18 protein-coding genes and 3 tRNA genes are annotated in these 22912 nt (G+C 68.0%); 13 read left to right on the top strand and 8 right to left on the bottom strand.

The window, feature by feature from the left end:
• From phoU to rnt, 6 genes are all read left to right on the top strand, one after another.
• Positions 1-708: a phosphate signaling complex protein PhoU gene (gene phoU, locus LZ605_RS09070; protein ID WP_006428132.1), complete on the top strand. Its 708-nt coding sequence runs from the start codon at positions 1-3 to the stop codon at positions 706-708.
• A 259-nt stretch (positions 709-967) separates the two neighbouring features.
• Entirely contained in the window at positions 968-1315 is a 348-nt protein-coding gene (locus LZ605_RS09075) for an HvfA family oxazolone/thioamide-modified RiPP metallophore (protein WP_249844552.1), read from the top strand.
• Positions 1302-2177, top strand: coding sequence for an HvfB family MNIO-type RiPP peptide maturase (locus LZ605_RS09080; RefSeq protein WP_249844553.1), 876 nt, complete (start codon positions 1302-1304; stop codon positions 2175-2177). The genes LZ605_RS09075 and LZ605_RS09080 overlap by 14 nt, the downstream gene beginning before the upstream one ends.
• Positions 2170-2925 (top strand): HvfC family RiPP maturation protein, encoded by a 756-nt coding sequence (locus LZ605_RS09085; protein ID WP_249844554.1) that lies wholly within the window; start codon positions 2170-2172, stop codon positions 2923-2925. The genes LZ605_RS09080 and LZ605_RS09085 overlap by 8 nt, the downstream gene beginning before the upstream one ends.
• A 25-nt stretch (positions 2926-2950) precedes the next feature.
• Complete coding sequence (locus LZ605_RS09090) at positions 2951-3445, top strand: HvfX family Cu-binding RiPP maturation protein (protein ID WP_249844555.1); 495 nt, start codon at positions 2951-2953, stop codon at positions 3443-3445.
• 191 nt (positions 3446-3636) lie between these two features.
• Positions 3637-4221 (top strand): ribonuclease T, encoded by a 585-nt coding sequence (gene rnt / locus LZ605_RS09095; RefSeq protein ID WP_107230365.1) that lies wholly within the window; start codon positions 3637-3639, stop codon positions 4219-4221.
• Between the two features lie 85 nt (positions 4222-4306).
• Here the strand turns inward: rnt and LZ605_RS09100 are convergent, their stop codons facing one another.
• From LZ605_RS09100 to LZ605_RS09110, 3 genes are all read right to left on the bottom strand, one after another.
• On the bottom strand, positions 4307-7339 hold the full coding sequence (locus LZ605_RS09100; RefSeq protein WP_249844556.1) for a ligand-binding sensor domain-containing diguanylate cyclase: 3033 nt from the start codon (positions 7337-7339) through the stop codon (positions 4307-4309).
• A 177-nt stretch (positions 7340-7516) separates the two neighbouring features.
• The gene (locus tag LZ605_RS09105) at positions 7517-8926 is read right to left on the bottom strand and encodes an ATP-binding protein (RefSeq protein ID WP_249844557.1); all 1410 of its coding nucleotides are present in this window, start codon (positions 8924-8926) and stop codon (positions 7517-7519) included.
• Between the two features lie 6 nt (positions 8927-8932).
• Positions 8933-9661, bottom strand: coding sequence for a response regulator (locus LZ605_RS09110; RefSeq protein WP_057498358.1), 729 nt, complete (start codon positions 9659-9661; stop codon positions 8933-8935).
• Positions 9662-9865: 204 nt separating this feature from the next.
• Here LZ605_RS09110 and LZ605_RS09115 point away from each other — a divergent pair, with 204 nt between their 5' ends.
• From LZ605_RS09115 to LZ605_RS09125, 3 genes are read left to right on the top strand one after another with little or no spacing between them, the layout of a single operon-like run.
• Positions 9866-11110 (top strand): efflux RND transporter periplasmic adaptor subunit, encoded by a 1245-nt coding sequence (locus tag LZ605_RS09115; protein ID WP_249844558.1) that lies wholly within the window; start codon positions 9866-9868, stop codon positions 11108-11110.
• Positions 11107-13065, top strand: coding sequence for a MacB family efflux pump subunit (locus tag LZ605_RS09120; RefSeq protein ID WP_249844559.1), 1959 nt, complete (start codon positions 11107-11109; stop codon positions 13063-13065). Before LZ605_RS09115 ends, LZ605_RS09120 begins: the two co-directional genes overlap by 4 nt.
• Positions 13062-14501, top strand: a complete 1440-nt coding sequence (locus tag LZ605_RS09125) for a TolC family protein (RefSeq protein WP_249844560.1) — start codon at positions 13062-13064, stop codon at positions 14499-14501. The genes LZ605_RS09120 and LZ605_RS09125 overlap by 4 nt, the downstream gene beginning before the upstream one ends.
• Before the next feature lie 341 nt (positions 14502-14842).
• Here the strand turns inward: LZ605_RS09125 and rlmB are convergent, their stop codons facing one another.
• The 3 genes from rlmB to rnr all read right to left on the bottom strand — a co-directional run bounded on the left by rlmB (position 14843) and on the right by rnr (position 18771).
• Positions 14843-15586 carry a 23S rRNA (guanosine(2251)-2'-O)-methyltransferase RlmB gene (rlmB, locus tag LZ605_RS09130; protein ID WP_107230358.1) on the bottom strand — a complete coding sequence of 248 codons (744 nt, stop codon included), beginning with the start codon at positions 15584-15586 and terminating at the stop codon, positions 14843-14845.
• Positions 15587-15739: 153 nt separating this feature from the next.
• Positions 15740-16222, bottom strand: a complete 483-nt coding sequence (locus LZ605_RS09135; protein ID WP_249844561.1) for a GFA family protein — start codon at positions 16220-16222, stop codon at positions 15740-15742.
• Between the two features lie 83 nt (positions 16223-16305).
• The gene (rnr, locus tag LZ605_RS09140; RefSeq protein WP_249844562.1) at positions 16306-18771 is read right to left on the bottom strand and encodes a ribonuclease R; all 2466 of its coding nucleotides are present in this window, start codon (positions 18769-18771) and stop codon (positions 16306-16308) included.
• Between the two features lie 128 nt (positions 18772-18899).
• Between rnr and LZ605_RS09145 the strand changes: the two genes are divergently transcribed.
• A tRNA-Leu gene (locus LZ605_RS09145) sits at positions 18900-18984 on the top strand.
• A 161-nt stretch (positions 18985-19145) separates the two neighbouring features.
• Positions 19146-19230: transfer RNA gene (locus tag LZ605_RS09150), tRNA-Leu, on the top strand.
• 57 nt (positions 19231-19287) lie between these two features.
• Here LZ605_RS09150 and LZ605_RS09155 read toward each other — a convergent pair.
• A complete protein-coding gene (locus LZ605_RS09155; RefSeq protein WP_249844563.1) occupies positions 19288-20034 on the bottom strand; it encodes a sulfite exporter TauE/SafE family protein in 747 nt (248 codons plus the stop codon).
• Between the two features lie 100 nt (positions 20035-20134).
• On the opposite strand from LZ605_RS09155, the gene LZ605_RS09160 reads away from it, so the two are divergent.
• Positions 20135-21034, top strand: a complete 900-nt coding sequence (locus LZ605_RS09160) for a LysR family transcriptional regulator (protein ID WP_249844564.1) — start codon at positions 20135-20137, stop codon at positions 21032-21034.
• 50 nt (positions 21035-21084) lie between these two features.
• A tRNA-Leu gene (locus LZ605_RS09165) sits at positions 21085-21169 on the top strand.
• Positions 21170-21322: 153 nt separating this feature from the next.
• Here LZ605_RS09165 and emrB read toward each other — a convergent pair.
• Positions 21323-22909: a multidrug efflux MFS transporter permease subunit EmrB gene (gene emrB / locus LZ605_RS09170; RefSeq protein WP_249844565.1), complete on the bottom strand. Its 1587-nt coding sequence runs from the start codon at positions 22907-22909 to the stop codon at positions 21323-21325.
• Between the last annotated feature and the right edge of the window lie 3 nt (positions 22910-22912).

A 22912-nucleotide genomic window follows, 5' to 3' on the forward strand; every position in this document is an offset into this window, starting at 1 on the left:
ATGAATCTTCCCAACGACCACATCGTCAAGAGCTACGACGAAGAACAGCAGCGCCTGGTGGCCGAAATCGTCCGCATGGGCGAGATGGCCGTCGCCCAGCTCGAAGCGGCGATGGACGTGATCGAGAAGCGCGACGAGAACGCTGCCCATCGCATCATTGCCAATGATGAAGCGATCGACGCGCTGGAACAGCAGATCAGCCACGACGTGATGCGCCTGGCGCTGCGTGGGCCGATGGCGCGCGACCTGCGCGAGATCCTCGCCGGCCTGCGCATCCCGGCGGACATCGAGCGCATCGGCGACTACGCGGCCAACGTGGCCAAGCGCTCGATCGCGCTGGGCAAGGTGCCGCCGCTGCCGCAGATCCAGGGCCTGCGCGCGCTGGGCCGCCTTGCCGCGCAGCAGGTGCGCCGCGCCATCGCCGCCTACCGCGACAACGACGCCGACGCCGCACTTGCGCTGCGCGAAGACGACGCGCGCCTGGACGCGCAGTACACCGCGCTGTTCCGCGAGCTGCTGACCTACATGATGGAAGACCCGCGCAACATCACCCCGTGCACCCACCTGCTGTTCATGGCCAAGAACCTGGAGCGCGTGGGCGACCACGCCACCAACATTGCCGAGAACGTGTGGTTCCTGGTGCACGGCGAGCAGCCGCTGCCGCCGCGTGAAAAGCGCGATGAGACCTCCAGCACCGGCCAGATCTGACGCTGCACTGCAACACCGGAGTTGACTCCAAGGTGGCCGCTGTCCTGGTGACAGCGGCCTTCTTTTTTGGGGTATTCCCCCCGGCATCGTGGGCGCCGGGCTTGCCCGGTACGGACCTTCCGGATGCTTCTGTAACAAACCTCACGAAAATTTGAGTTCTTGGCGAGGATTCGTTGAGTAGGATCGCTGCACCATCGCTTCCACCGGCATTCCTGCCGGCCACCCGGGCATCTGCCCACACCACCCAGGAGCACGACCGATGAGCAGTTCCAACAAGACCCTGTCCCTGCTGACGGCTACCGCCCTGGCCGCCGGCCTGGGCATGACCGCCAGTGCCTCGGCCCTGAGCATGAGCGACCTGGCCCAGGGCTACCTGGTGGCCGGTCAGGCGGCCAAGGCCAGCACCGACGCCAAGGCCGCCGACACCAAGATGGCCGCTGACGCCAGCAAGCACGCCGAAGGCAAATGTGGCGCCGACGGCAAGACCGCCGAAGGCAAGTGCGGCGCCGACAAAGGCAAGGCTGCCGGTGCGGCCGCCGCCAAGACCGGCGACAAGAAGTCAGCCGAAGGCAAGTGCGGCGAAGGCAAGTGCGGTGGCAAGCACTGACGTCCGCGCCAGCGTCGTCCACCCACGGTCGCCGCTTCGCGCGGCGGCCGCGGGGTTGGGCCTGCGCCGGGCGCTGCTGCAGGACCTGCGCGATGCACCGGCCGGCGACTTCGATTTCCTCGAATGTGCGCCGGAGAACTGGATCCACGTTGGCGGCCCGGCCGGTGATGCGCTGGCCGAACTGGCACAGCGCCATCCACTGAGCTGCCATGGGCTGTCGCTATCACTGGGTGGCAGCGCAGCGCTGGATACGCAGCTGCTGGAACAGGTCGGCCAGTTCCTGGAAAAACACCGCGTGCCGCTGTACAGCGAACACCTGAGCTACTGCAGCGACGAAGGTCATCTGTACGACCTGCTGCCGATTCCGTTCACCGACGAAGCCGTGCGCCACACCGCCGCGCGCATTGCCCGCGTACAGGAACTGCTCGGTCGCCGCATCGCCGTGGAGAACGTGTCGTACTACCTGGCGCCGGAACCGGCGATGGATGAGCTGGCATTCACCACGGCCGTGCTCGCCGAAGCCGACTGCGACCTGCTGCTGGACGTCAACAACGTTTACGTCAACGCCTGCAACCACGGCTACGATGCCGATGCCTTCATCGCCGGCCTGCCCGCCGACCGCATCGTCTGCCTGCACGTTGCCGGGCACCTGGACGAAGCGCCGGACCTGAAGATCGATACCCATGGCAGCGCGGTGATCGACCCGGTCTGGGCACTGCTGGCGCGCACCTATGCGCGCATCGGTCCGCGCCCCACCCTGCTCGAACGCGATTTCAATTTCCCGCCCTACGCCGAGCTGCAGGGCGAGCTGCAGACCATCCGCCGCCTGCAGGCCATGCACGCGGGAGCGGCACATGGCTGAGGCTCCCGCCACGCTGCGCGCACAGCAGCACGCCTTCACCGCGCATCTGCGCGACCCGCAGGCGGTGTCCGCACCGGCCGGGCTGGACCCGCGCCGGGTGGCGGTGTATCAGCGCCTGCTGTTCAACAACCTGCTCGGCCTGTTGAGCACTGGATTCCCGGTCTGCATGCGCCTGCTCGGCGAACCGGCCTGGAACACGCTGGTGCGCCACTACTTCGCCACCCACCGCTGCCAGACACCGTTGTTCACCGAACTGGCCGCCGAGTTCGTGCAGTGGCTGCAGGCGCAGCCCACGCTGCCGCATCCGGCGCTGGCCGAACTGGCCCACTACGAGTGGGTGGAAACCGCCCTGTACCAGTTGTCCGCCGAACCCCTGCCCGCGCCTGGCGATGTCGATCCGTTGCGGGTGCCGCTGCAGCGCTCGCCGCTGGCCTGGCCACTGCTGTACGGGTGGCCGGTCCATCGCCTGGGTGCCGAGGATGCGCCAAGCGCGTTGCCGTCCGAACCGACTGGCCTGCTGGTGCGCCGCGACCCCGACGGTGAGGTGCGGTTCGCTGCGCTCAGCCCACTGGCGGTGCACCTGCTGTCCCGGATCGGCGAACAGCCTGGCCTGGATGGCCATCGCTACCTCCAGCAGCTCGCCACCGACCATGGCCTGGGCGCCGATGCGCTGGCCGAACCCGGTGCCGCGCTGCTGCAGCAGTTCCTGCGCGCCGGCGTGATCGGCCCGCTTGCTCCACCGCGCTGACACCCCTTCCACGGAGATTCCGCCGATGAACCTGCCGATCCTGGCTGCCACGCGCAGCCAGCTGGACCGTCTCGCCCCCTGGTTGGCCCCGCTCGGCCTGCGCCTGCTGCTGGCCTGGGAATATTTCGAATCCGGCCGCGAGAAGCTGCAGGGCCAGAACTGGTTTGCCGACCTGCAGGACGCCTTCCCGTTCCCCTTCGATCAGGTACCCGCGGCACTGAACTGGCAGCTGGCGACCTGGTTCGAGCTGGTCGGCGCAGCCTGCCTGCTGTTCGGTTTCGGCACGCGTTTGGCGGCGGCCAGCCTGCTGGTGCTGACCGTGGTGGCCACCTATGCCGTGCACTGGCCGATGCAATGGGACACGCTGGGCGAACTGGCGATGGGCTATGCGATCAGCGACCAGGGCTTCGGCAACTTCAAGCTGCCCGCGCTGTTCATGGCGATGCTGCTGCCGCTGCTGTTCACCGGCGCCGGCAAGCTGAGCGTGGACGCCGTGCTGGCACGGCCTGCGGTTCGATAGATGCTGACCTTGGTCGGCGCGGGTTGTGCCAACCAAGGTTGGCACCTACCGGGCTCGCCGGCCTTGGTCGGCGTGGGCGCTTGAGCATGGCCGGGCACTCGGGGCCGCTCTGCTAGAATTCACCCATGACTGACCCCACCCCCGCACCTGCCGCCGCCCCCGATTCCGCAACATCCCCGGCGCAGCGCGCGATGTCCCAGCGCTTCCGCGGCTTCCTGCCGGTGGTGGTGGACGTGGAAACCGGCGGCTTCGACAGCCAGCGCAACGCCCTGCTGGAAATCGCCGCGGTGCCGATCGAGATGGACGAGAACGGCCTGCTCTACCCCGGCCAGACCGCCAGTGCCCATGTGGTGCCGGCCGAGGGCCTGGAGATCGACCCGAAATCGCTGGAGGTGACCGGCATCATCCTCGACCATCCGTTCCGGCTGGCCAAGGAAGAGAAGGCGGCGCTGGACCACATCTTCACCCCGGTGCGTGCGGCGATGAAGAAGTACGGCTGCCAGCGCGCGATCCTGGTCGGCCACAACGCCCATTTCGACCTGGGCTTCGTCAATGCGGCGGTGGCACGCACCGGCCACAAGCGCAATCCGTTCCATCCGTTCAGCGTGTTCGACACGGTCACCCTGGCCGGCATCGCGTACGGGCAGACCGTGCTGGCGCGCGCGGCCCATGCCGCCGGGCTGGGCTGGGACGCCAACGAGGCACACAGCGCGGTGTATGACACCGAGCAGACCGCGCGGCTGTTCTGCACCATCGCCAACGCCTGGCCGCGGTAAACCGCGACGGCGCATCCCATCAGGCAGTGCGGACCAACGATCCGCCCCCCACCGGGCGGTAGATCCACGCCATGCGTGGATGAATTCACCCGATGCAGGTGCGATCCCGCCCGTCGCTCTTGGCGCGGTACAGCGCACGGTCGGCGCGCTGGTACAGCAAGGCCGGCGTGCGATCGTCGGCATCCAGTTCCACCAGGCCGGCACTGAAGGTCACCCGCAGGCCCGGCACGCCGGCCCAGTCCGGGTGATCGTGGAACAACCCGCGCAGGCGCGCGCACAGCTGTGCAGCCTCTTCCAGCCGGGTGTCGTTGAGCAGCAGCGCGAACTCTTCGCCACCGGTGCGTGCCGGCAGATCCGATGCGCGGCAGGCCGCGCCGATCACCGCCGCCACCTGCACCAGCACCGCGTCACCGATGCTGTGGCTGTGCCGGTCGTTGACGTCCTTGAAGTGGTCGATGTCCAGCACCACCAGGCACAACGAGTGGCCACTGCGCTGCGAACGGGCGAAATCGCGGGCCAGCGTTTCGTCGAAGCCACGGCGGTTGGCCAGTCCGGTCAGGGCATCCTCGCGGGCCTGGCGCTCAAACGCTTCGGCCTGCCGCGCCAGGCGCTCGGCCAGCTCGGTCTTTTCCTGGTTCAGGGCCTGCAGGTGCACGGTCTTGGCCTGCAGGTCGAAGGTCGCCTCGTCCACCCGCCGGGCCAGGCGCAGGTTGCTGGCCTTCAGCTGCTGCAGCAGCAGGCGGTACAGCGCCACCAGGCCGGCCAGCAGCAACAATCCGCCCAGCGCCTGCACGCTGCGTCGCTGCCACCAGAACGGCTCGACGCTGAAGCTCCACACCGCTTCCTGCTGGCCCCAGCTGCCCCCCGGATGTGCCGCCGCCACATGCAGCGTGTAGTCGCCCGGCGGCAGCCCAACGAACTCGACGCTGCGCTGCGGGCCGCGCTCGACCCAGCCGCTGTCCAGGCCATCGAGCCGCGTGCGGTAGCGTATCCGGTCGGACATCAGGTAGCTCAGGCCGACGTAGCTGACCGCCAGCCGGCGCCCGCCCGGAATGTGGTTGCGTTCGGGGCCTTCCCAGTGCACCGGCGCGCCGTCCACCTGCACGCTCTCGATCGCCGCCGGTGGTGAGGGGCGCTCGCGGAAACGCTGCAGGCGCTGCGGGTCGACCGTGCTCAGGCCGCCGGCGGTGACCACCCAGAACGTGCCGTCCTGGCGCAGGATCGCCGACGGCCCGGAGCTGCCATTGGCCTGCGCGTTGGCCATGCCGTCGATCTCGTTGTAGCGCTCCACCACCACTCGCGGCGTGCGTCCATCGGCCACTGCATTGAGCGTGGCCATGTCGGTGCGCAGCACGCCGCGGTTGCTGCTGATCCACACATTGCCGAGCCGGTCCGGCACCAGCTGGAACACCGCGTCCACCGGCATGCCCTGTTCCAGGCCGACCCGTGCCAACGTCCCGTTCTGCCAGCAGTACAGACCGCGGTCGCTGCTGATCCACATCGCATCGCCCAGCTGGTGGAAGCCGAACACGCTGCGGCCGCCGCCCAGCGGGGCCAGGTTGATCGATTGCACGCGGTCGCCGCGCAGTACGCGGATGCCTTCGATGGTGCCGATCCACAGGTTGCCCTGATGGTCGTGCTCCAGCGCCGTGATCAGGCCGCCCGGCATCCCCGGCACGTTGGAGACCTGCACCCGGTCGCCATCGATGCGTACCACGCCCTTCTGCGTGCCGGCCCAGACAACGCCCTGCGGATCCACGCTGATTGCGCGGATGTTGCCACCGGGCATGCCGTCGGCGGCGGCGTAGTTGTGGCGCAGGCTGCCATCGCGGCCAAGCCGGTAGACGCCATCGCCAAAGGTGCCGACCCAGAGGTCGCCATTCGGCCCCTGCGCCAGGCTCAGCACCGAGGGCGCCTTGCCACCACGGTTGTGCAGCGGCATCGCCTGGAAACGACCGTCGGCGGTCTGCCGGTCAAGGCCACTGGCACTGCCGACCCACAGCTGGCGGTCGCGATCCTCCAACACCGTGCGCACATAGTCGCCGCTGAGCCCATCGCGCTCGGTATAGCTGCTGAACAGCGTTTCGCGCAGGCGGTACAGGCCACCGTTGGCGCCTACCCAGATGCTGCCCTCGGCATCTTCGCGCAGGCTCACCACCCGCCCGCCCGGCAGGTTCAGGCCGGCCGGCAGCCGTTCCAGCCCGTGCGCGGAAATGCGCAGCAGGCCCTGGTTCTCGGTGCCCAGCCACAGATCGCCGTGGCGATCCTGCAGCATCGCGGTCATGTGCAGCTGGCCCGGCAGGCGATGCACCAGCACCAGCCGGTCATCCTCCACCCGGTACAGGCGCTCGCCGGCGACGATCCACAGCGCACCATCCGGCGCCCGGTACGGCCACGACAGGCCGCTGCCGGCACCCAGCCCCCACGCCGCCGGCGCGCGCTTGAGCACGCCGTCGTTGTCGCGCAGCACCAGGCCGTCGAGGGTGCCGATCCAGACCCGGTCCTGCGCATCGACCACCAGCTTGGTGAAGCTCATCGCCATCGGCAGATCGGCCGCTGGCGCCTGGTAGACCATGCCGCGGTCGGGAAGCAGGTAACCGATGCCCTTGCCTTCATACAACAGCCACAGGCGGCCCTGGCTGTCCATCTGCATCGACTGGATCAGCACCTGCGGCGTATCGGCCTGGTGTTCCCAGACCCGCCACTGGCCGTCGCTGCCACGATGGCTGACATTACCGCGCGAATCGCTGATCCACAGCCCGCCCTGGCGATCGACGAACAGCGCGCCGATGCCGTTGTCGCGCAGGCCCGGACGCGTGCTGCGGTCGAACACGGTGAAATCCAGGCCGTTGTAGCGCACCAGCCCTTCCCAGGTGGCGAACCATAGGTGGCCTTCCGGCGTCTGCGCGATGTCGCGCAGCGAGTTGTGCGGCAGGCCGTTGCGCGAGGTCCATACGTCGATGGCGTAGTCACGCAGCGGCGGCGCGCCTTCCTGCGCGGCCACCGGCAGCGGCAGCAGCATGGCCAGCAGCAGCCACAACAGGCCGCGGCGCAGGGCCTGCCTGACGGCCGTTACGCGGCGCTCCACCCAGCGCCCGTTGTCCCCTTGACCGCCCATCACCGCAGTAGCGGTGGCCAGGTGCGGCTGCAGGACACGGCAGCGTGCGGGAACAGCCGGACAGCGCGGGGCGGCATGCCGGCGGGAACGGGCTGGCTCATCGGGGGGAGGCTGGGGAGATACGCAGATGATAGGGCAAAGCCAGGCCCCGGCGTCACCGTTGCCCGCTTGCCCGGCTCAGCCGGCGCGCCCGGGTGCCACCACCTGGGCACTGGCCGGCCACTGCACAACGGCCTCCAGCCCACCCTCGGCGCGGTTGCGCAGCCACAGTCGCGCCCCGTCCTTCTCGGCCAAGGCGCGGGCAATGGTCAGGCCCAGGCCGGCGCCGCCGGTCTCGCGCGAGCGCGAGGTTTCCACCCGCACGAATGGATCAAACACGGCCTCCAGCTGCTCATCGGCCAGGCCGGGGCCATCGTCGGCCACCACCACCGTGATCGCGCCGCCGCTGCGCTCCACGCGCACCCGCGCCCGCTGCGCGTACATCACCGCGTTGTCCACCAGATTGGAGAACAGCCGGTGCATGGCCAGTGGGCGCAGCATCAGCACCGAGCCGCTGCCGCCTTCGAACACCACGTCGCCACCGCCCTCGGCGGTATCTTCGACGATGCTTTCCAGCAGCGAATCCAGGTCCAGCGCGGCGCGCTGCTCGGAGCTCTCGGCGCTGCGTGCCAGCTCCAGGCCTTCGCGCACCAGCGCCTGCATCGCGGCAAGATCGCCGATCAGGCGCTCGCGCAGGGCCTCGTCGGTCACATTCTCCAGGCGCAGGCGCAGCCGGGTCAGCGGCGTCTGCAGATCGTGGGTGATCGCCGCCAGCATCTGCGTGCGTTCGGCCAGGTGGCGCTGCAGGCGATGCTGCATGGCGTTGAAGGCTTCGGCCGCACGCTGCACTTCGCGCGGCCCACGCAATGGCAGCGGGTCGCGCTGCAGGTCATCGCCCAGGTCTTCAGCGGCGGCGGCCAGTTCCTGCAGCGGCGCACTGGCGATGCGCGCCACGATGTAGGCCAGCACGGCGATCGCCAGCACCAGCAGGGTCAGGAACCACGGGTCGACGGCGAGGATGCCGTTGTGCGCCACCGCCGGCGAATCCAGCGCCAGCTTCAGCAGCGTGCCATCGTTGAGCGTCACGTCAACTGCGCGGCACTTGGGCGGGATGAACGCAGGATCGCGCTCGCGCGGTGGCTTGCGATGGCCGGGTTTGGGCGGCGGCAACAGGTCCTGCAGCTTGGGAATGCAGGACCGGAACGAGGCGAAGTGCACATGCGCACGCGACACCGGGCCGGGCCGGTCCTCCAGCACTTCCATCAACGCGGTGTCGGCACGCCCCAGCCGCGCGCCCGGCTGCAGCGCGCGCACGCTCGGCCCGCCGACTTCAAGCAGGCGCTCGCGCAGCTCGGGGTTGCCATCGAGCAGGTTGACGTAGCCCTGCAAGCGGTCGGCAATGCGGTTCAGATTCTGCCGCTCGAATTCCTGCTGGCGCTTGGACGTCGCCAGCATGGTCGCGCCGATCGCGGCCACGCTCATGCCCAGCAGCAGGATCACGAACAACCGCCCGACCATCGAGGACAGGAAATGGCGCAGGCGATTCATCGTGGCTTATTCCAGGTTCACCGAAGAAGCCAGCACGTAGCCTTCGTTGCGCACGGTCTTGATCAGGCCGTCCGGGCCCCCATCGTCACCGAGCTTGTTGCGCAGCCGGCTGACCTGCAGGTCGATCGCCCGGTCCTGCGCCTCGTAGTTGCGGCCACTGCTGAGCGCGACCAGCTGCTCACGCGACAGCACCTTGTTGGCATGGGCGATGAACACCCGCAGCAGGCGGAATTCGGCACCGGACAGCACCACCACGCGGTCATCCGGATCGACCAGGTGGCGATGCTCCAGGTCGAACACCCAGCGCGAGAAGCGCGCGCGGCGCACCGCCAGCGGTTCCAGGTTGGCCGGCAGCGCCTCGGTCCGGCGCAGCACGTTGCGGATGCGCGCCAGCAGCTCGCGCGGCTCGAACGGCTTGGCCAGGTAGTCGTCGGCGCCCATTTCCAGGCCCAGCACGCGGTCGATCGGCTCGGCGCGCGCGGTCAGCATGATCACCGGCGTGTTCGAGCGCGCGCGCAGGTCGCGGCACAAGGTCAGGCCGTCCTCGCGCGGCAGATTGAGGTCGAGCACGATCAGGTCCACATGCTCACGGTCCAGCAGCTGGCGCATGGCGGTGCCATCGGCGGCGGTGCTCACCTGGTAGCCGGCGCGGCCGAGCTGTTCGGCCAGCAGCGTGCGGATGTCGTTGTCGTCATCGACGATCAGCAGTCGGTGCATCGGGTTTTCGGTCTCCATGGCGCGATCATCCCGTGTCGGCAGCTGAACCGCATCCGGGGCAATGCGTACCAGTGTATCTGCCGAAGGGGGCGATACCTGTGGTTACGCGTATTCACCGACAGTGTTACATACAGACATACCCCGAGGATTGAGTGGCCCGCTGCCCGGTCTTCACAATGCCCACCAACGCCGCCCGCGCGGCCCCGAGAGTGAAGCCACGACGTGACGTTCCGCCTGCTGCCTGCGACCCGCCGGGGTCGCCTGATACTGATCGCCCTGCTTGCCCTGATCGTTGCCGTGGCCGCCTGGTGGCTGCTGCGCAAGCCCGCCGGCCCGGCCGTGGCGACCACTGCGGTCAGCCGCGGCGACATCGAGCAGACGGTGGACGCCACCGGCGTGATCGACGCCTACAAGCTGGTCAGCGTCGGTGCCCAGGCTTCGGGCCAGATCAAGTCGCTGAAGGTGCAGCTGGGCGATACGGTGAAGGAAGGCGACCTGATCGCCGAGATCGACGCCACCACCCAGCAGAACCAGGTGCTCAACGCGCAGGCCTCGCTGGACCAGGTTACCGCCCAGCGCGCCGTGCAGCAGGCCACCCTGCGCCAGGCCGAACTGGAATTCGCGCGCCAGCAGCAGATGCTGGCCGCCGAAGCCACCTCGCGCCAGGAATACGATGCCGCCGAGGCCCAGCTGAAGACCGCCCGTGCCCAGCTGCAGTCCTACGAGGCGCAGATCAAGGGCCGCCAGACCGAACTGGGCACCGCCCGCGCCAACCTGGCCTACACCCGCATCACCGCGCCGATGGATGGCACCGTGGTGGCGGTGGTGGCCGAGGAAGGCCGCACGGTGAACGCCAACCAGACCGCGCCGACCATCGTCATGCTGGCCCGGCTGGACGTGGTCACCGTCAATGCCGAGATCTCCGAGGCCGACGTGGTCAAGATCAAGGCCGGCATGCCGGTGTACTTCACCACCCTGGGTGACCCGGACCGCAAGTACCACGCCACGCTGCGCCAGATCAATCCGGCGCCGGCCTCGATCGCCAACGAGAACTCTTCCAGTTCCAGCAGTTCGTCCAGTTCCAGCTCCAGCAGCGCGGTCTACTACAACGCGCTGTTCGATGTGGAAAACCCGGACGGCACGCTGCGCATCGACATGACCGCGCAGGTTTCGGTGCTGTTGAAGCAGGCCAGGAACGTGCTGATGGTGCCGGCGGTGGCGCTGGGGCCGAAGCGTCGCGGCGACGAGCGCATGGTGCGGGTGCTGGATGACAAGGGCCAGCCGCAGCCGCGCAAGGTGAAGGTCGGCATCAACAACGGCGCTTCGGCCGAGATCCTGTCCGGCCTGCAGGAAGGCGAGCGTGTGGTGGTGGGTGAAGCCAGTGCCGCTGCAGCCGGCAGCGGCGGTGGCAACCGTGGTGGCATGCAGATGCGGGTCGGCGGCCCGGGCATGGGCCCGCGCCGATGAGCACGACGGCGCCGCTGCTGCGCCTGCGCGACCTGCGACGCGAATTCCCGGCCGGCGATGATGTCATCGCCGTACTGCGCGACGTCAACGTGGACATCCACGCCGGCGAGATGGTGGCCATCGTCGGCCAGTCCGGCTCGGGCAAGTCGACGCTGATGAACATCCTCGGCTGCCTCGACCGTCCCTCCCGCGGCAGCTACCAGGTGGCCGGCCGCGAGACCGGCCAGATGGAACCGGACGAGCTGGCCGAACTGCGCCGCGAGCATTTCGGCTTCATCTTCCAGCGCTACCACCTGCTCGGCGACCTGGACGCACGTGGCAACGTGGAAGTCCCCGCGGTGTATGCCGGCAGCCCCGGCCCGGTGCGCAACGCGCGCGCCGAGCAGCTGCTGCAACGGCTGGGCCTGGGCGACCGCATGCACCACAAGCCGGGCCAGCTGTCCGGCGGCCAGCAGCAACGCGTGTCGATCGCGCGTGCGCTGATGAACGGCGGCGAGGTGATCCTGGCCGACGAACCGACCGGCGCGCTGGACACGAAATCCGGCGAGGAAGTGATGGCGATCCTCGGCGAGCTGCATGCCGAAGGCCACACCATCATCATCGTCACCCACGACATGAGCGTGGCCGAGCACGCGCAGCGCATCATCGAGATCCGCGACGGCGAGATCATCGCCGACCGCGCCAACCCGGATGCGCCGAGCTACCGCGCCCAGCGCGAAGCCAGCACCGGCGTCGCCCATGGCAACAGCTGGCGCGCCGCCCGCGACCGCTTCACCGAAGCGTTCCGCATGGCCCTGCTGGCGATGAACGCGCATCGGCTGCGCACCTTCCTGACCATGCTCGGCATCATCATCGGCATTGCCTCGGTGGTGTCGGTGGTGGCATTGGGCAACGGCTCGCAGCAGCAGATCCTGCAGAACATCAGCGCGCTGGGCACCAACACCATCGACGTCTATCCCGGCCGTGGTTTCGGCGACATGCGATCGGCACGCGTGCAGACGCTAAAGGCCAGCGATGCCGATGCCCTGTCCCGGCAGAGTTATGTGGACAGCGCCACGCCCAGCGTGTCCAGTTCGGTCACCGCGCGCTACCGCAACCAGTCTTCCACTGCCCAGGTCAGCGGCGTCGGCGAGCAGTTCTTCCGGGTCAAGGGCGTGACCCTGCTCAGCGGCAGCTTCTTCGATGCCGATGCGGTGAAGGGCCTTGGCCAGGTGGCGGTGATCGATGAGAACACCCAGACCCAGTTCTTCCCCGATGTCGATCCGATCGGCCAGGTGATCCTGCTCGGCAACGTGCCGGCGCGCGTGGTCGGCGTGGCCAAGCGGCAGAGCTTCGGCTTCGGCGGCAGTACCAGCCTCAGCGTGTGGGTGCCGTACACCACGGTGATGTCGCGCATGCTCGGCCAGAGCCATGTCTCCAGCATCACCGTGCGCGTGGACGACAGCACGCCGATGGACGCCGCGCAGGAAGCCATCACCCGCCTGCTGACCCTGCGCCACGGCACCGAGGATTTCTTCCTCAGCAACAGCGCCGAGATCCGCGACACCATCGAGCAGACCACGCGCACGATGACGCTGCTGATCGGTGCCATCGCCGCCATCGCGCTGCTGGTCGGCGGCATCGGCGTGATGAACATCATGCTGGTGTCGGTGACCGAACGCACCCGCGAGATCGGGGTGCGCATGGCCGTCGGTGCCCGCCAGAGTGATATCCGCCAGCAGTTCCTGATCGAAGCGGTACTGGTGTGCCTGCTCGGTGGCGTGCTCGGCATCGGCCTGGCGCTGCTGCTGGGCTCGATGATCGGCCGCTTCGCCAGTGACTTCCAGGTGCTGTTCTCCACCGCCTCGATTGTTGCCGCGTTCGCCTGCTCGACCCTGATCGGCGTGGCGTTCGGCTTCCTGCCCGCGCGCAACGCCGCGCAGCTCGACCCGGTCGAGGCCCTGGCCCGCGAATGACGATGATGACCCCACTGCCCTTCCCCGCTCCCTCGCGCCTGCTGCTGGCCGGCGCTGTCCTGCTCGCCCTGTCCGCGTGTGCCTCGGTGGGTCGCTATCCGGTGCAGGACCCCGACGTGGCGGCCCGCTACGGGCGTGGCGATGCCACGCTCAATGCACCGGCCGACGACCCGCGCAGCAGCCTGGATACCCCCGGCCGCGACATCCGCCAGGACACCTGGTGGACCGGCTTCGGCGATGAACGCCTGGACCGTCTGGTCGCCCGCGCGCTGGCCGCCAACAGCGACCTTGCCGCCGCCGGCCTGGCCGTGCAGCGCTCGCGCCTGCAGGCCGGGCTGGCCAGCAACGCGCTGTGGCCGCAGCCTTCCTCGTCCGGCGTGAGCGGCAACGCCAGCCGCGCCACCGACCAGGCCGACGACTGGCGCCGCAGCTATTCCACGGGGGTTTCGCTGGGCTGGGAAGTGGACCTGTGGGGCCGCCTGCGCACGCAGCGCGACATCGCCCGCTGGGAAGCCGAGGCCAGTGAAGAAGACCGGCAGAACACTGCGCTGCTGGTGATCAGCGACACCATCACCCAGTACTGGAACCTGGCCTATCTCAACCAGTCGATCGCCACCGGGCAGGCGAACCTGGAGCGGCTCGAACGCACCCGCGAACTGGTGCAGGCGCGCTTCGATGCCGGTGCGGTGTCGCGTCTGGAAGTGCGCCAGGCACTGCAGAACCTGCAGTCGCAGCGGTCCTCGCAGAGCGCGCTGGAACAGCAGCGGGTGGAGGTGCGCAATGCGCTGACCGTGCTGCTGGACGGCATGCCGTGGCCGCAGCAGGACGAACCGCAGGATCTGCTGGGCGCGCGCAGCCCGCAGATCGCGGAGGGTCTGCCGACCGACCTGCTGGGCCGCCGCCCGGACCTGCGCGCGGCCGAACTGCGCCTGCGCAACAGCCTGAAGACCATCAAGGTCACCGCGACCCAGTACTACCCGGCGCTGAGCCTGACCGGCAGCCTCGGCTCCAGTGCAACCTCGCTGGGCGACGTGCTGCGCAATCCGGTGGCCACCCTGGGCGCCGGCCTGTCACTGCCGTTCCTCAACCTGCAGCGCGCGCAGCTGGACACCGATATCGCCGGCACCAGTTACCAGATCACGGCGACCAACTTCCGCAAGACGCTGTACACCGCGCTCTCGGAAGTGGACAACGCGCTGTCTGCGCGCGAACAGCTGGCACGCCAGGTGGCGGCCTCGCAGGCCTCGTACGACGAAGCGGTGGAAGTGGAGCGCGCGCAGGAAGTGCGCTATCGGGTAGGCGCCACCGATCTGCGCACCTGGCTGGAAGCACAGCAGACCCGGCGCGATGCCGAGCTGTCGCTGGCGCGCGTGCGGCAGGGCCAGTTGAACAACGACGTGACCCTGTTCAAGGCGCTGGGCGGCAGCGCGGGGTAACGCGATGCGGGGCTGCGCCCCGCACCCGCCAGAACAACGTCAACATCAACCTCAACAACGGGGCATTCCGTTGACTGGCGGGGCGGGTCCGATGGCAGGGGACGCCGTGAACCCATCCCTGGGGGCTTGGTCGCCGCATCCATGCGGCTCACACCCCTGCCACCGGACCCACCCCGCCCTTGACCGTTTCCCGTCTGCTGTCGGAATGGCGTCATGCACCGCCGCGGTAGGTGTCGACCTTGGTCGACTCGGTAGCGTCGGGCCATGCCCGGCGAGCGCGCAGCGCGGCATGAGAAAAGGGTCAGAGCCCTTTTCCATGGGAAAGGGATCTGACCCCGCGCTCAACCACGCTGGCGCACGGCTTCGAACAGGCTGACGCCGGCGGCGACGGAGACGTTCAGGCTTTCGATCTCGCCCGGCATCGGAATCTTGACCAGGCCATCGCAGTTCTCGCGGGTCAGGCGGCGCAGGCCATCGGCCTCACCGCCCAGCACCAGCGCGATGTTGCCCTTCAGGTCCAGGTCGTACAGCGAGGCGGTCGCCTCGCCGGCCAGGCCGTAGATCCACACGCCCTGCTTCTGCAGGTCCTTCAGGCAGCGCGACAGGTTGGTCACCGCCACCACCGGAATGCGGTCGGCAGCGCCGGCCGAGGTCTTGCGCACGGTGGCGTTCACCGTGGCCGACTTGTCCTTGGGAATGATCACCGCAGTGGCACCGGACGCTGCCGCCGAACGCAGGCAGGCACCCAGGTTGTGCGGGTCCTGCACCTCGTCCAGCACCAGCAGCAGGGCCTTGCCCTCTGCTGCGGTCACCAGCCCTTCCAGCTCGTTCTCGCTGTAGGTGCGGGCGGCGGCATAACGCGCGGCCACGCCCTGGTGGCGCACCGAACCGCCCACGCCGTCCAGCGCCTGGCTGTTGACCTTGCGCACGTCGATGCCCTTGCGGCGGGCGTTCTCTTCGATTTCGGTCAGGCGCGGGTTCTTCGCACCGGCCTCGACCAGCACTTCGCGGACGTTGTCGGCGTCGTTCTCGATGGAGGAGGCGACGGCGTTGACGCCGACGATCCACTGGCTGTTCTTGCTCATGCGGGCGGGGACCGGAAAGGGGGTGGCTATGGTAGAGCATCGGCGGGCCGGGCGCTGCGGCGGGCCCTCCGTAGAGCCGAGCCAGCGCTCGGCTGTCCTGGGTTCAGGCTGCGGCGACCCGCCAGCCGAGCGTGGGCTCGGCTCTACAGAGCGTCATCGGCTGCGCGGCGGCCAGTGCGGGGTGTCGTGGTCGGGGTGCTGGTGGGAGACGATCGTGGCCAGGAACGCGAGGGCAGCGACGTCGTCCTCGGTGCGCCTGGCCGGCAGGCTGGCCAAGGTGTCGACGAACGGCAGCTTGCGCTCCACCCCGTACTGCAGGGTGGGCGGCAGGCGTTCAGGCTGGTCGAAGGCCCCTGCCGCCACTGCCACGCCGTCTGGCGCCTCGTAGGTCAACGGCGTGCCGCAGTCGGCGCAGAAGCCGCGCCGCACCACGTTGGACGACTGGAAATAGCGCGGCTGGCCTCGGGTCCAGCTGAACTGCACCCCGCGCACCGAGACCAGCGGTGCGTAATAGGCGCCGAACGCCTTCTGGCACATCCGGCAGTGGCAGATCGAACTGTCGGTCAGCTCACCGCGCGCCTGGAAGCGGATCGCGCCGCACTGGCAGCCGCCGCTGTACTCGGGTTGGCCCTGCATGGTGGGTTCCTCCGTAACGGCGTGCCAACCAAGGTTGGCACCCACCGGGTGAGGTGGGTGCCGACCGTTGGTCGGCACACCTTTCAATACTGCTTCTTGGTTCGCTTGGCCGGCTTGCCGCGCTCGGGCAGCGGCGGCAGGCCGTCGCCTTCGTCCTCTCCCTTGTGCTCGACCAGGCGGAAGTCGATCTTGCGCTCTTCCATGCTGGCCTTCAGCACCAGAATGCGCACGCGGTCGCCGAGCCGGTAGCTGCTGCCGCGGCGTTCGCCGGTCAGCGTCTTGCGGGTCGCGTCGAACTTGTAATAGTCCTGCGGCAACTGGGTGACATGTACCAGGCCCTGCACCTTCGACTCGTCCAGTTCCACGAACAGGCCGAAGCTGGTCACGCCACTGATCACGCCGTCGAACTGGCCGCCCACGTGCTTTTCCATCCACGCCGCGCGGTAACGCTCGTCCACTTCGCGCTCGGCCTCGTCGGCACGTCGCTCACGCTCGGAGCACTGCAGCGCCAGCGCAGCCATCTCGCGCGCGTTGTAGGTGAACGCGTCCAGCGGCTTGCCCGACAGCGCGTGCTTGATCGCGCGGTGCACCAGCAGGTCCGGATAGCGACGGATCGGCGAGGTGAAGTGCGCGTAGGCTTCCAGCGCCAGACCGAAGTGGCCCTGGTTGTCCGGGCTGTAGATGGCCAGGCTCTGGCTGCGCAGCAGCACCGATTCCAGCAGCGTGGCATCGGGACGGTCGCGGATCTTCTTCAGCAGCTTGGTGTAATCGCCCGGGCGCACCTTCGACCACGGCGGCAGGCTCAGCTTGAACTCCTTGAGGAATTCGAGCAGGTCGGCGTACTTGGTTTCCGGCGGCTTCTCGTGGATGCGGTACGGCGCCGGTACGTGGCGCGACAGCAGGTACTTGGCCGCCTCCACGTTGGCGGCGATCATGCATTCTTCGATCAGCTTGTGCGCATCGTTGCGCACCAGCATGCCGGCCTGGGTCACTTCACCGCGGTTGTCCAGCACGAAGCGCACTTCGCTGCTTTCAAATTCGATGGCACCCCGCTTGGCGCGTGCCTTGGCCAGCACCTTGTACAGCTGGTGCAGGCGCTGCACCTGCGGCAGCAGATCGCCAATGACGGCCTTGGCGCCGGCGTCATCCTCACCCACCGCCTGCCAGACCTGGGTGTAGGTCAGGCGCGCATGCGAGTTCATTACTGCTTCGTAGAAGCGCGAGTGGCTGACCACGCCGTCACGGTCGATCTGCATGTCGCAGACGAAGCACATGCGGTCGACCTTGGGCATCAGCGAACAGATGCCGTTGGACAACGTCTCCGGCAGCATCGGCACCACGAAGCCCGGGAAATACACCGAGGTGGCGCGCTTCTGTGCCTCCTCGTCCAGCGGCGTGCCGGGGCGAACATAGTTGGAGACATCGGCGATGGCCACCACCAGGCGGAAGCCGTCGGCGTTCGGTTCGCAGTACACCGCGTCGTCGAAGTCCTTGGCGTCCTCGCCATCGATGGTGACCAGCGGCGTGCTGCGCAGGTCGACGCGGTTGCCGATCATCGCCGGCTCCACCACCAGCGGCACCGAGGCGGCTTCGTCCAGCACCTCCTGCGGGAACTCGAACGGCAGTTCATGGCCGTGGATGGCCGTTTCCACCACCAGCGAGGCGGTCAGCTTGTCGCCGAGCACGGCGATGATGCGGCCGATGGGCGGGCGGCGGCTGTCCGGGGCCTGGGTCAGTTCGCAGACCACCAGCTGGCCATCGCGCGCGCCACCGGTCTGGTCCGGCGGCACCTGCACGTTGCGCTGGATCCGCTTGTCATCGGGCACCACGTAGTTGATGCCCATCTCGACGCTGAAGCGACCGATCAGGCGGGTCATGCCGCGCTCGAGCACGCGGGCGATGCTGCCTTCGCGGCGGCCGCGATGGTCGATACCGCTGACGCGGGCGAGCACCTTGTCGCCGTGCATCACCTTGCGCATTTCATACGGCGGCAGGAACAGGTCGTCGCCGCCCTCGACCGGGCGCAGGAAGCCGAACCCTTCCGGGTTGGCGATCACCACGCCGGTGACCAGGTTCAGCGTCTGGATCGGAGCGAAGCCGCCGCGGCGGTTCTGCACCAGTTGGCCATCGCGGACCATCGCGCCGAGCCGGCGCGACAGCGCCTCGGCCCGGTCCGGAGCGGTCAGGCCCAGGCGCGCGCCCAGTTCCTCGGCGGTCTGCGGCCCTTCGCAACGCTCCAGCAGCGCCAGGATGGCCTCGCGGCTGGCGATGGGCTGTTCGTACTTCTCGGCTTCGCGGGCGGCATAGGGATCGTTGATCACCTTGCCGGTCGGCGGCAGCTTGCGGCCCGGGGCCGGGCCCGGTGCGCTGGCCTCTGCGCTGCGAACCTTGCGGCCGCGTGGCGGCGCACCGCCTTCATTCAATTCCGGGAACCAGCCCGGCAGCGGCTTGCCCGGCTTGGTGGTGCGGGCTGCGCCCGCCTTGGCGCCCTTCTTCGGGGCCTGGCTGCGGGACTTGCTCCCGCCCTTGCTTGGTTTTTTGGTAGTCATCGCCCTACATGGTAGCCGGTGATGGCGTGCAGAACGGGTCAGGGGGCACCCTGAAGGCGTTGGATGAAATAATTTCAGGAAGTCGTTGACAGCCCCCGGATTCATCTTCACAATTGCGCCTCTGGAACGCCCAGGTGGCGGAATTGGTAGACGCACTAGTTTCAGGTACTAGCGGGTAAAACCGTGGAGGTTCGAGTCCTCTCCTGGGCACCAACGAAAAAACTCCTCGCTTCGGCGGGGATTTTTTTTGCCTGCAATCCAGCGCTCTGGCCCTGGGGTCAGAGCCCCTTTCGCAAGCGAAACGGGATCCGACCCCGGCGCTGCAAAAGGTGTTGACACCCCCGTAACAACACCCCATAATATCGCTCCTCGACGCCCAGGTGGCGGAATTGGTAGACGCACTAGTTTCAGGTACTAGCGGGTAAAACCGTGGAGGTTCGAGTCCTCTCCTGGGCACCACGTCGAGACATGAAAAAGACCCGCGAAAGCGGGTTTTTTCATGCCCGGAATCCGGCATCAGAACAGTGGCCGCAGCACCAGCTCAAGCCCGAGCAACAGCAGGAACCCAAGGAAACAGGCGCGGAACACCCGCGCACTGATGCGCTGCCGGATCACCTGCCCCAGCCACATGCCCAACAGCGCCGGCAGCACCGCCACTGCGCTCAGGCCCAGCTGCTGGATGCCGAACGCACCATGCAGCACCAGCCCGAAGGTCAGCGAGATCGTCGACACGGTGAACGCCAGCCCGAGCGCCTGCACCAACTCCTCGCGCTGCAGCCCCAGCGATTGCAGATACGGGACCGCCGGCATCACGAACACACCGGTCGCGCCGGTGACCACACCGGACAACGCGCCGACCAGCGGCCCCAGCCAGCGCTCGCGCCGCTGCGGCACACGGAACACCGGCGCGATCAGCGCGTACAGTGCATACACCACCAGCGCCATGCCCAACGCTGCACGCGACCAGGTGCGGTCCACCCGCACCAGCAGCGCGGCGGAGCCGAGCGTCACCACCACCACCGCCAGCATCATCGGCCACAGTCGCCGCACGATGTGGGCCAGCGATGGGCCGGACAACAGCTGCCACGCATTGGTGACGAAGGTGGGAATGAACAGCATCGAGGCTGCCGCCACCGGCGACAGCGCACCGCCCAGCAGGCCCATCGCCACCGTCGGCAGGCCCATGCCGGTCACGCCCTTGACGACGCCGGCCAGCACGAACACCACCACCAACAGCACGTAGAAATACGTTGTCTCGTTCATGCCCTCATTGGATCGGGCGGACCCTCGGCGCACAATGCGGTCTTCCCGCCTCTGCCTTCGGCTGATCCGAAGGCGCCGGCGTTTCGATGAGGGCCCCCCCATGCGGATGGATATCGCCGACCTGCGCCTGTTCCTGGCGATTGCCGAGGCCGGCAGCATCACGGCCGGCGCGGCGCAGGCGAACCTGGCACTGGCCTCGGCCAGCGAGCGCCTGCGCATGATCGAGACCGATGCCGGCACCGCACTGTTGAACCGCCACCCGCGCGGCGTCAGCCTGACCGAAGCCGGCGCCGCCCTCGCCCACCACGCGCGCCTGATCCTGCAGCAGCAGGCGCAGCTGCGCGGCGAACTGCAGGGATTCGCGCACGGCGCGCGCGGCACCCTGCACCTGTATGCCAACACCGCCGCACTGACCCACTACCTGCCCGTACGCCTCGCACCGTGGCTGGCCGAGCGCCCGCGCCTGCACGTGGAGCTGCTGGAACGCACCAGCCCGGAGGTCGTGCGCGCGATCTACGCTGGCCAGGCCGAGGCCGGTATCATCAGCGACGCGATCGACGCTGCGGGCCTGCAGCGGCATGTGGTCGCCGAGGACCCGCTGGTGATGCTGCTTCCGGCCGCTCATCGTTTCGCTTCGCGCCGCAGCGTGTCCTTCACCGACGTTGCCGGCGAGACCTTCGTTGCCCTGGCCGATGGCAACGCATTGCAGACCTACATCGAAGACCAGGCCCGCGACATCGGCCACCGCCTGGACATGCGCATCCGCATGAAAACCTTCGAAGGCGTGTGCATCATGGTCGGCCACGGCATTGGTGTCGGCATCGTGCCGCGCACAGTTGCCCGCCTGCATCGGCGCAGCACGCACACCGTCGCGGTGCCACTTGCCGATGCGTGGGCACAACGCCGTCTATGCGCCTGTTTTGCCGAGTGGACGCAGCTGTCGCCGGCGATGCGCAGCCTGCTGCAACACCTGGGCGTGCAGCCACAGAAAAAACTGTGAAATCTTGTTGACACACTCTCTGCCGTACCGCACAATTCACCTCCTGAGTCGCCCAGGTGGCGGAATTGGTAGACGCACTAGTTTCAGGTACTAGCGGGTAAAACCGTGGAGGTTCGAGTCCTCTCCTGGGCACCACGACTCAAGATGATCAAACCCGCGAAAGCGGGTTTTTTCGTTTCCGGCGTTCGGAAATGACGCACCGGCAGTAGATCCACGCCATGCGTGGATGCGCTCCAGACAAAAACCCCGCCTTGCGGCGGGGTTTTGCGTTTCAACGGCAATGATCGATCAATGGCCGCCGGCAGACGCCGCACCGGCACCGGCGCCGAACGGCGGCTTGGCCAGCCACAGGAACGCGATGATCACCAGGAAGATCCAGCCCAGCAGGAAGAAGATGTCGTTGAAGCCCATCTGCGATGCCTGGTGGTTGATCATGTTGTTGAGCACCGCTGCGCCATGCTGCAGGTCACCCTGCCCCATCGCTGCCACCTGGTCCTGCATGCCCGGCTGATAGGCCGAGATGTGTTCGGTCAGGTCGGCATGGTGCACCTGGGTCCGACGCGCCCACAGCCAGGTCGTCAGCGATGCCGCGAAGCTGCCGCCCAGCGTACGCAGGAACGTGGCCAGGCCGGAGCCCGCCGCGATCTCGCGCCCATCCAGGTCCGACAGCAGGATCTGCAGCACCGGCATGAAGAACAGCGCCACACCAATACCCATGATCAGCTGCACGCCGGCCACGTGCTGGAAGTCCACCTGCAGGTTGAAGCCCGAACGCAGGAAGCTGGTCATCGACAGCACCACGAACGCGATCGTGGCCAGCATGCGCATGTCGAAACGCGAGGCGTACTTGCCCACGAACGGCGTCATGATCACCGGCAGGATGCCGATCGGTGCTGTCGCCAGGCCGGCCCAGATCGCGGTGTAACCCATGTCGCGCTGCAGCCACTGCGGAATCAGCAGGGCCACGCTGAAGAACGCCGCATAGGCCACCACCATCGCCAGCGTACCGGCGCGGAAGTTGCGGTGCCGGAACAGCTTCAGGTCGACGATCGGGTCCTTGTCGGTCAGTTCCCAGATCAGGAACACGGTCAGGGCTACCACCGCCACGCAGGCCAGTACCACGATCTTCATCGACGAGAACCAGTCCTCATCGTTGCCCAGATCGAGCACCAGCTGCAGCGCGCCGACACCGATCACCAGGGTGACCAGGCCGACGTAGTCCATCTTCGGCTTCTCGATCTGCTCCGGGCGGCCCTTCAACTGGTTGCCCACCACCAGCGCGGCGAAGATGCCCAGCGGCACATTGATCAGGAAGATCCATTCCCAGCTGTAGTTGTCGGTGATCCAGCCACCGAGGATCGGGCCGCAGATCGGTGCCACCACCGTGATCATCGCGAGCAATGCCAACGCCTGCCCGCGTTTCTCGCGAGGGTAGATCGAGACCAGCAGCGACTGCGTGATCGGATACATCGGGCCGGCCACGAAGCCCTGCAGCGCACGCGACAGCACCAGCATGCCCATGCTCTGCGCCAGGCCACACAGCAGCGAGGTGATGACAAAGGCCAGCGTGGCCCAGACGAACAGCTTGCGTTCGCCGAAGCGGCGGCTGAGCCAGCCGGTCAGCGGCAGCGCAATGGCCGTGCTGACCGCGAACGAAGTGATGACCCAGGTCGCCTGCTGCGAACTGGCGCCGAGATTACCGGCGATGGTCGGCAGCGAGACGTTGGCGATGGTGGTGTCGAGCACCTGCATGAACGAGGCCATCGCCAGGCCCACGGTGCACAGGGCGACGCTGGGCGGCAGGAACCCGGAGGCCGCACCCGGCGCCGCCGGTGCACCCGGAGCGCCGGGCACGGCTGGAGCTTGTGCGGACATGGC

The organism is Stenotrophomonas maltophilia, from assembly GCF_023518235.1.
Taxonomy (GTDB): Bacteria; Pseudomonadota; Gammaproteobacteria; order Xanthomonadales; family Xanthomonadaceae; genus Stenotrophomonas.

Excerpts from the sequence above, each read along its gene's own strand:
- phoU (WP_006428132.1), top strand. The coding sequence starts at position 1 with ATGAATCTTCCCAACGACCACATCGTCAAGAGCTACGACGAAGAACAG.
- LZ605_RS09075 (WP_249844552.1), top strand. The coding sequence starts at position 968 with ATGAGCAGTTCCAACAAGACCCTGTCCCTGCTGACGGCTACCGCCCTG.
- LZ605_RS09085 (WP_249844554.1), top strand. The coding sequence starts at position 2,170 with ATGGCTGAGGCTCCCGCCACGCTGCGCGCACAGCAGCACGCCTTCACC.
- LZ605_RS09090 (WP_249844555.1), top strand. The coding sequence starts at position 2,951 with ATGAACCTGCCGATCCTGGCTGCCACGCGCAGCCAGCTGGACCGTCTC.
- rnt (WP_107230365.1), top strand. The coding sequence starts at position 3,637 with ATGTCCCAGCGCTTCCGCGGCTTCCTGCCGGTGGTGGTGGACGTGGAA.
- LZ605_RS09100 (WP_249844556.1), bottom strand. The coding sequence starts at position 7,339 with ATGGGCGGTCAAGGGGACAACGGGCGCTGGGTGGAGCGCCGCGTAACG.
- LZ605_RS09105 (WP_249844557.1), bottom strand. The coding sequence starts at position 8,926 with ATGAATCGCCTGCGCCATTTCCTGTCCTCGATGGTCGGGCGGTTGTTC.
- LZ605_RS09110 (WP_057498358.1), bottom strand. The coding sequence starts at position 9,661 with ATGGAGACCGAAAACCCGATGCACCGACTGCTGATCGTCGATGACGAC.
- LZ605_RS09120 (WP_249844559.1), top strand. The coding sequence starts at position 11,107 with ATGAGCACGACGGCGCCGCTGCTGCGCCTGCGCGACCTGCGACGCGAA.
- LZ605_RS09125 (WP_249844560.1), top strand. The coding sequence starts at position 13,062 with ATGACGATGATGACCCCACTGCCCTTCCCCGCTCCCTCGCGCCTGCTG.
- rlmB (WP_107230358.1), bottom strand. The coding sequence starts at position 15,586 with ATGAGCAAGAACAGCCAGTGGATCGTCGGCGTCAACGCCGTCGCCTCC.
- LZ605_RS09135 (WP_249844561.1), bottom strand. The coding sequence starts at position 16,222 with ATGCAGGGCCAACCCGAGTACAGCGGCGGCTGCCAGTGCGGCGCGATC.
- rnr (WP_249844562.1), bottom strand. The coding sequence starts at position 18,771 with ATGACTACCAAAAAACCAAGCAAGGGCGGGAGCAAGTCCCGCAGCCAG.
- LZ605_RS09155 (WP_249844563.1), bottom strand. The coding sequence starts at position 20,034 with ATGAACGAGACAACGTATTTCTACGTGCTGTTGGTGGTGGTGTTCGTG.
- LZ605_RS09160 (WP_249844564.1), top strand. The coding sequence starts at position 20,135 with ATGCGGATGGATATCGCCGACCTGCGCCTGTTCCTGGCGATTGCCGAG.
- emrB (WP_249844565.1), bottom strand. The coding sequence starts at position 22,909 with ATGTCCGCACAAGCTCCAGCCGTGCCCGGCGCTCCGGGTGCACCGGCG.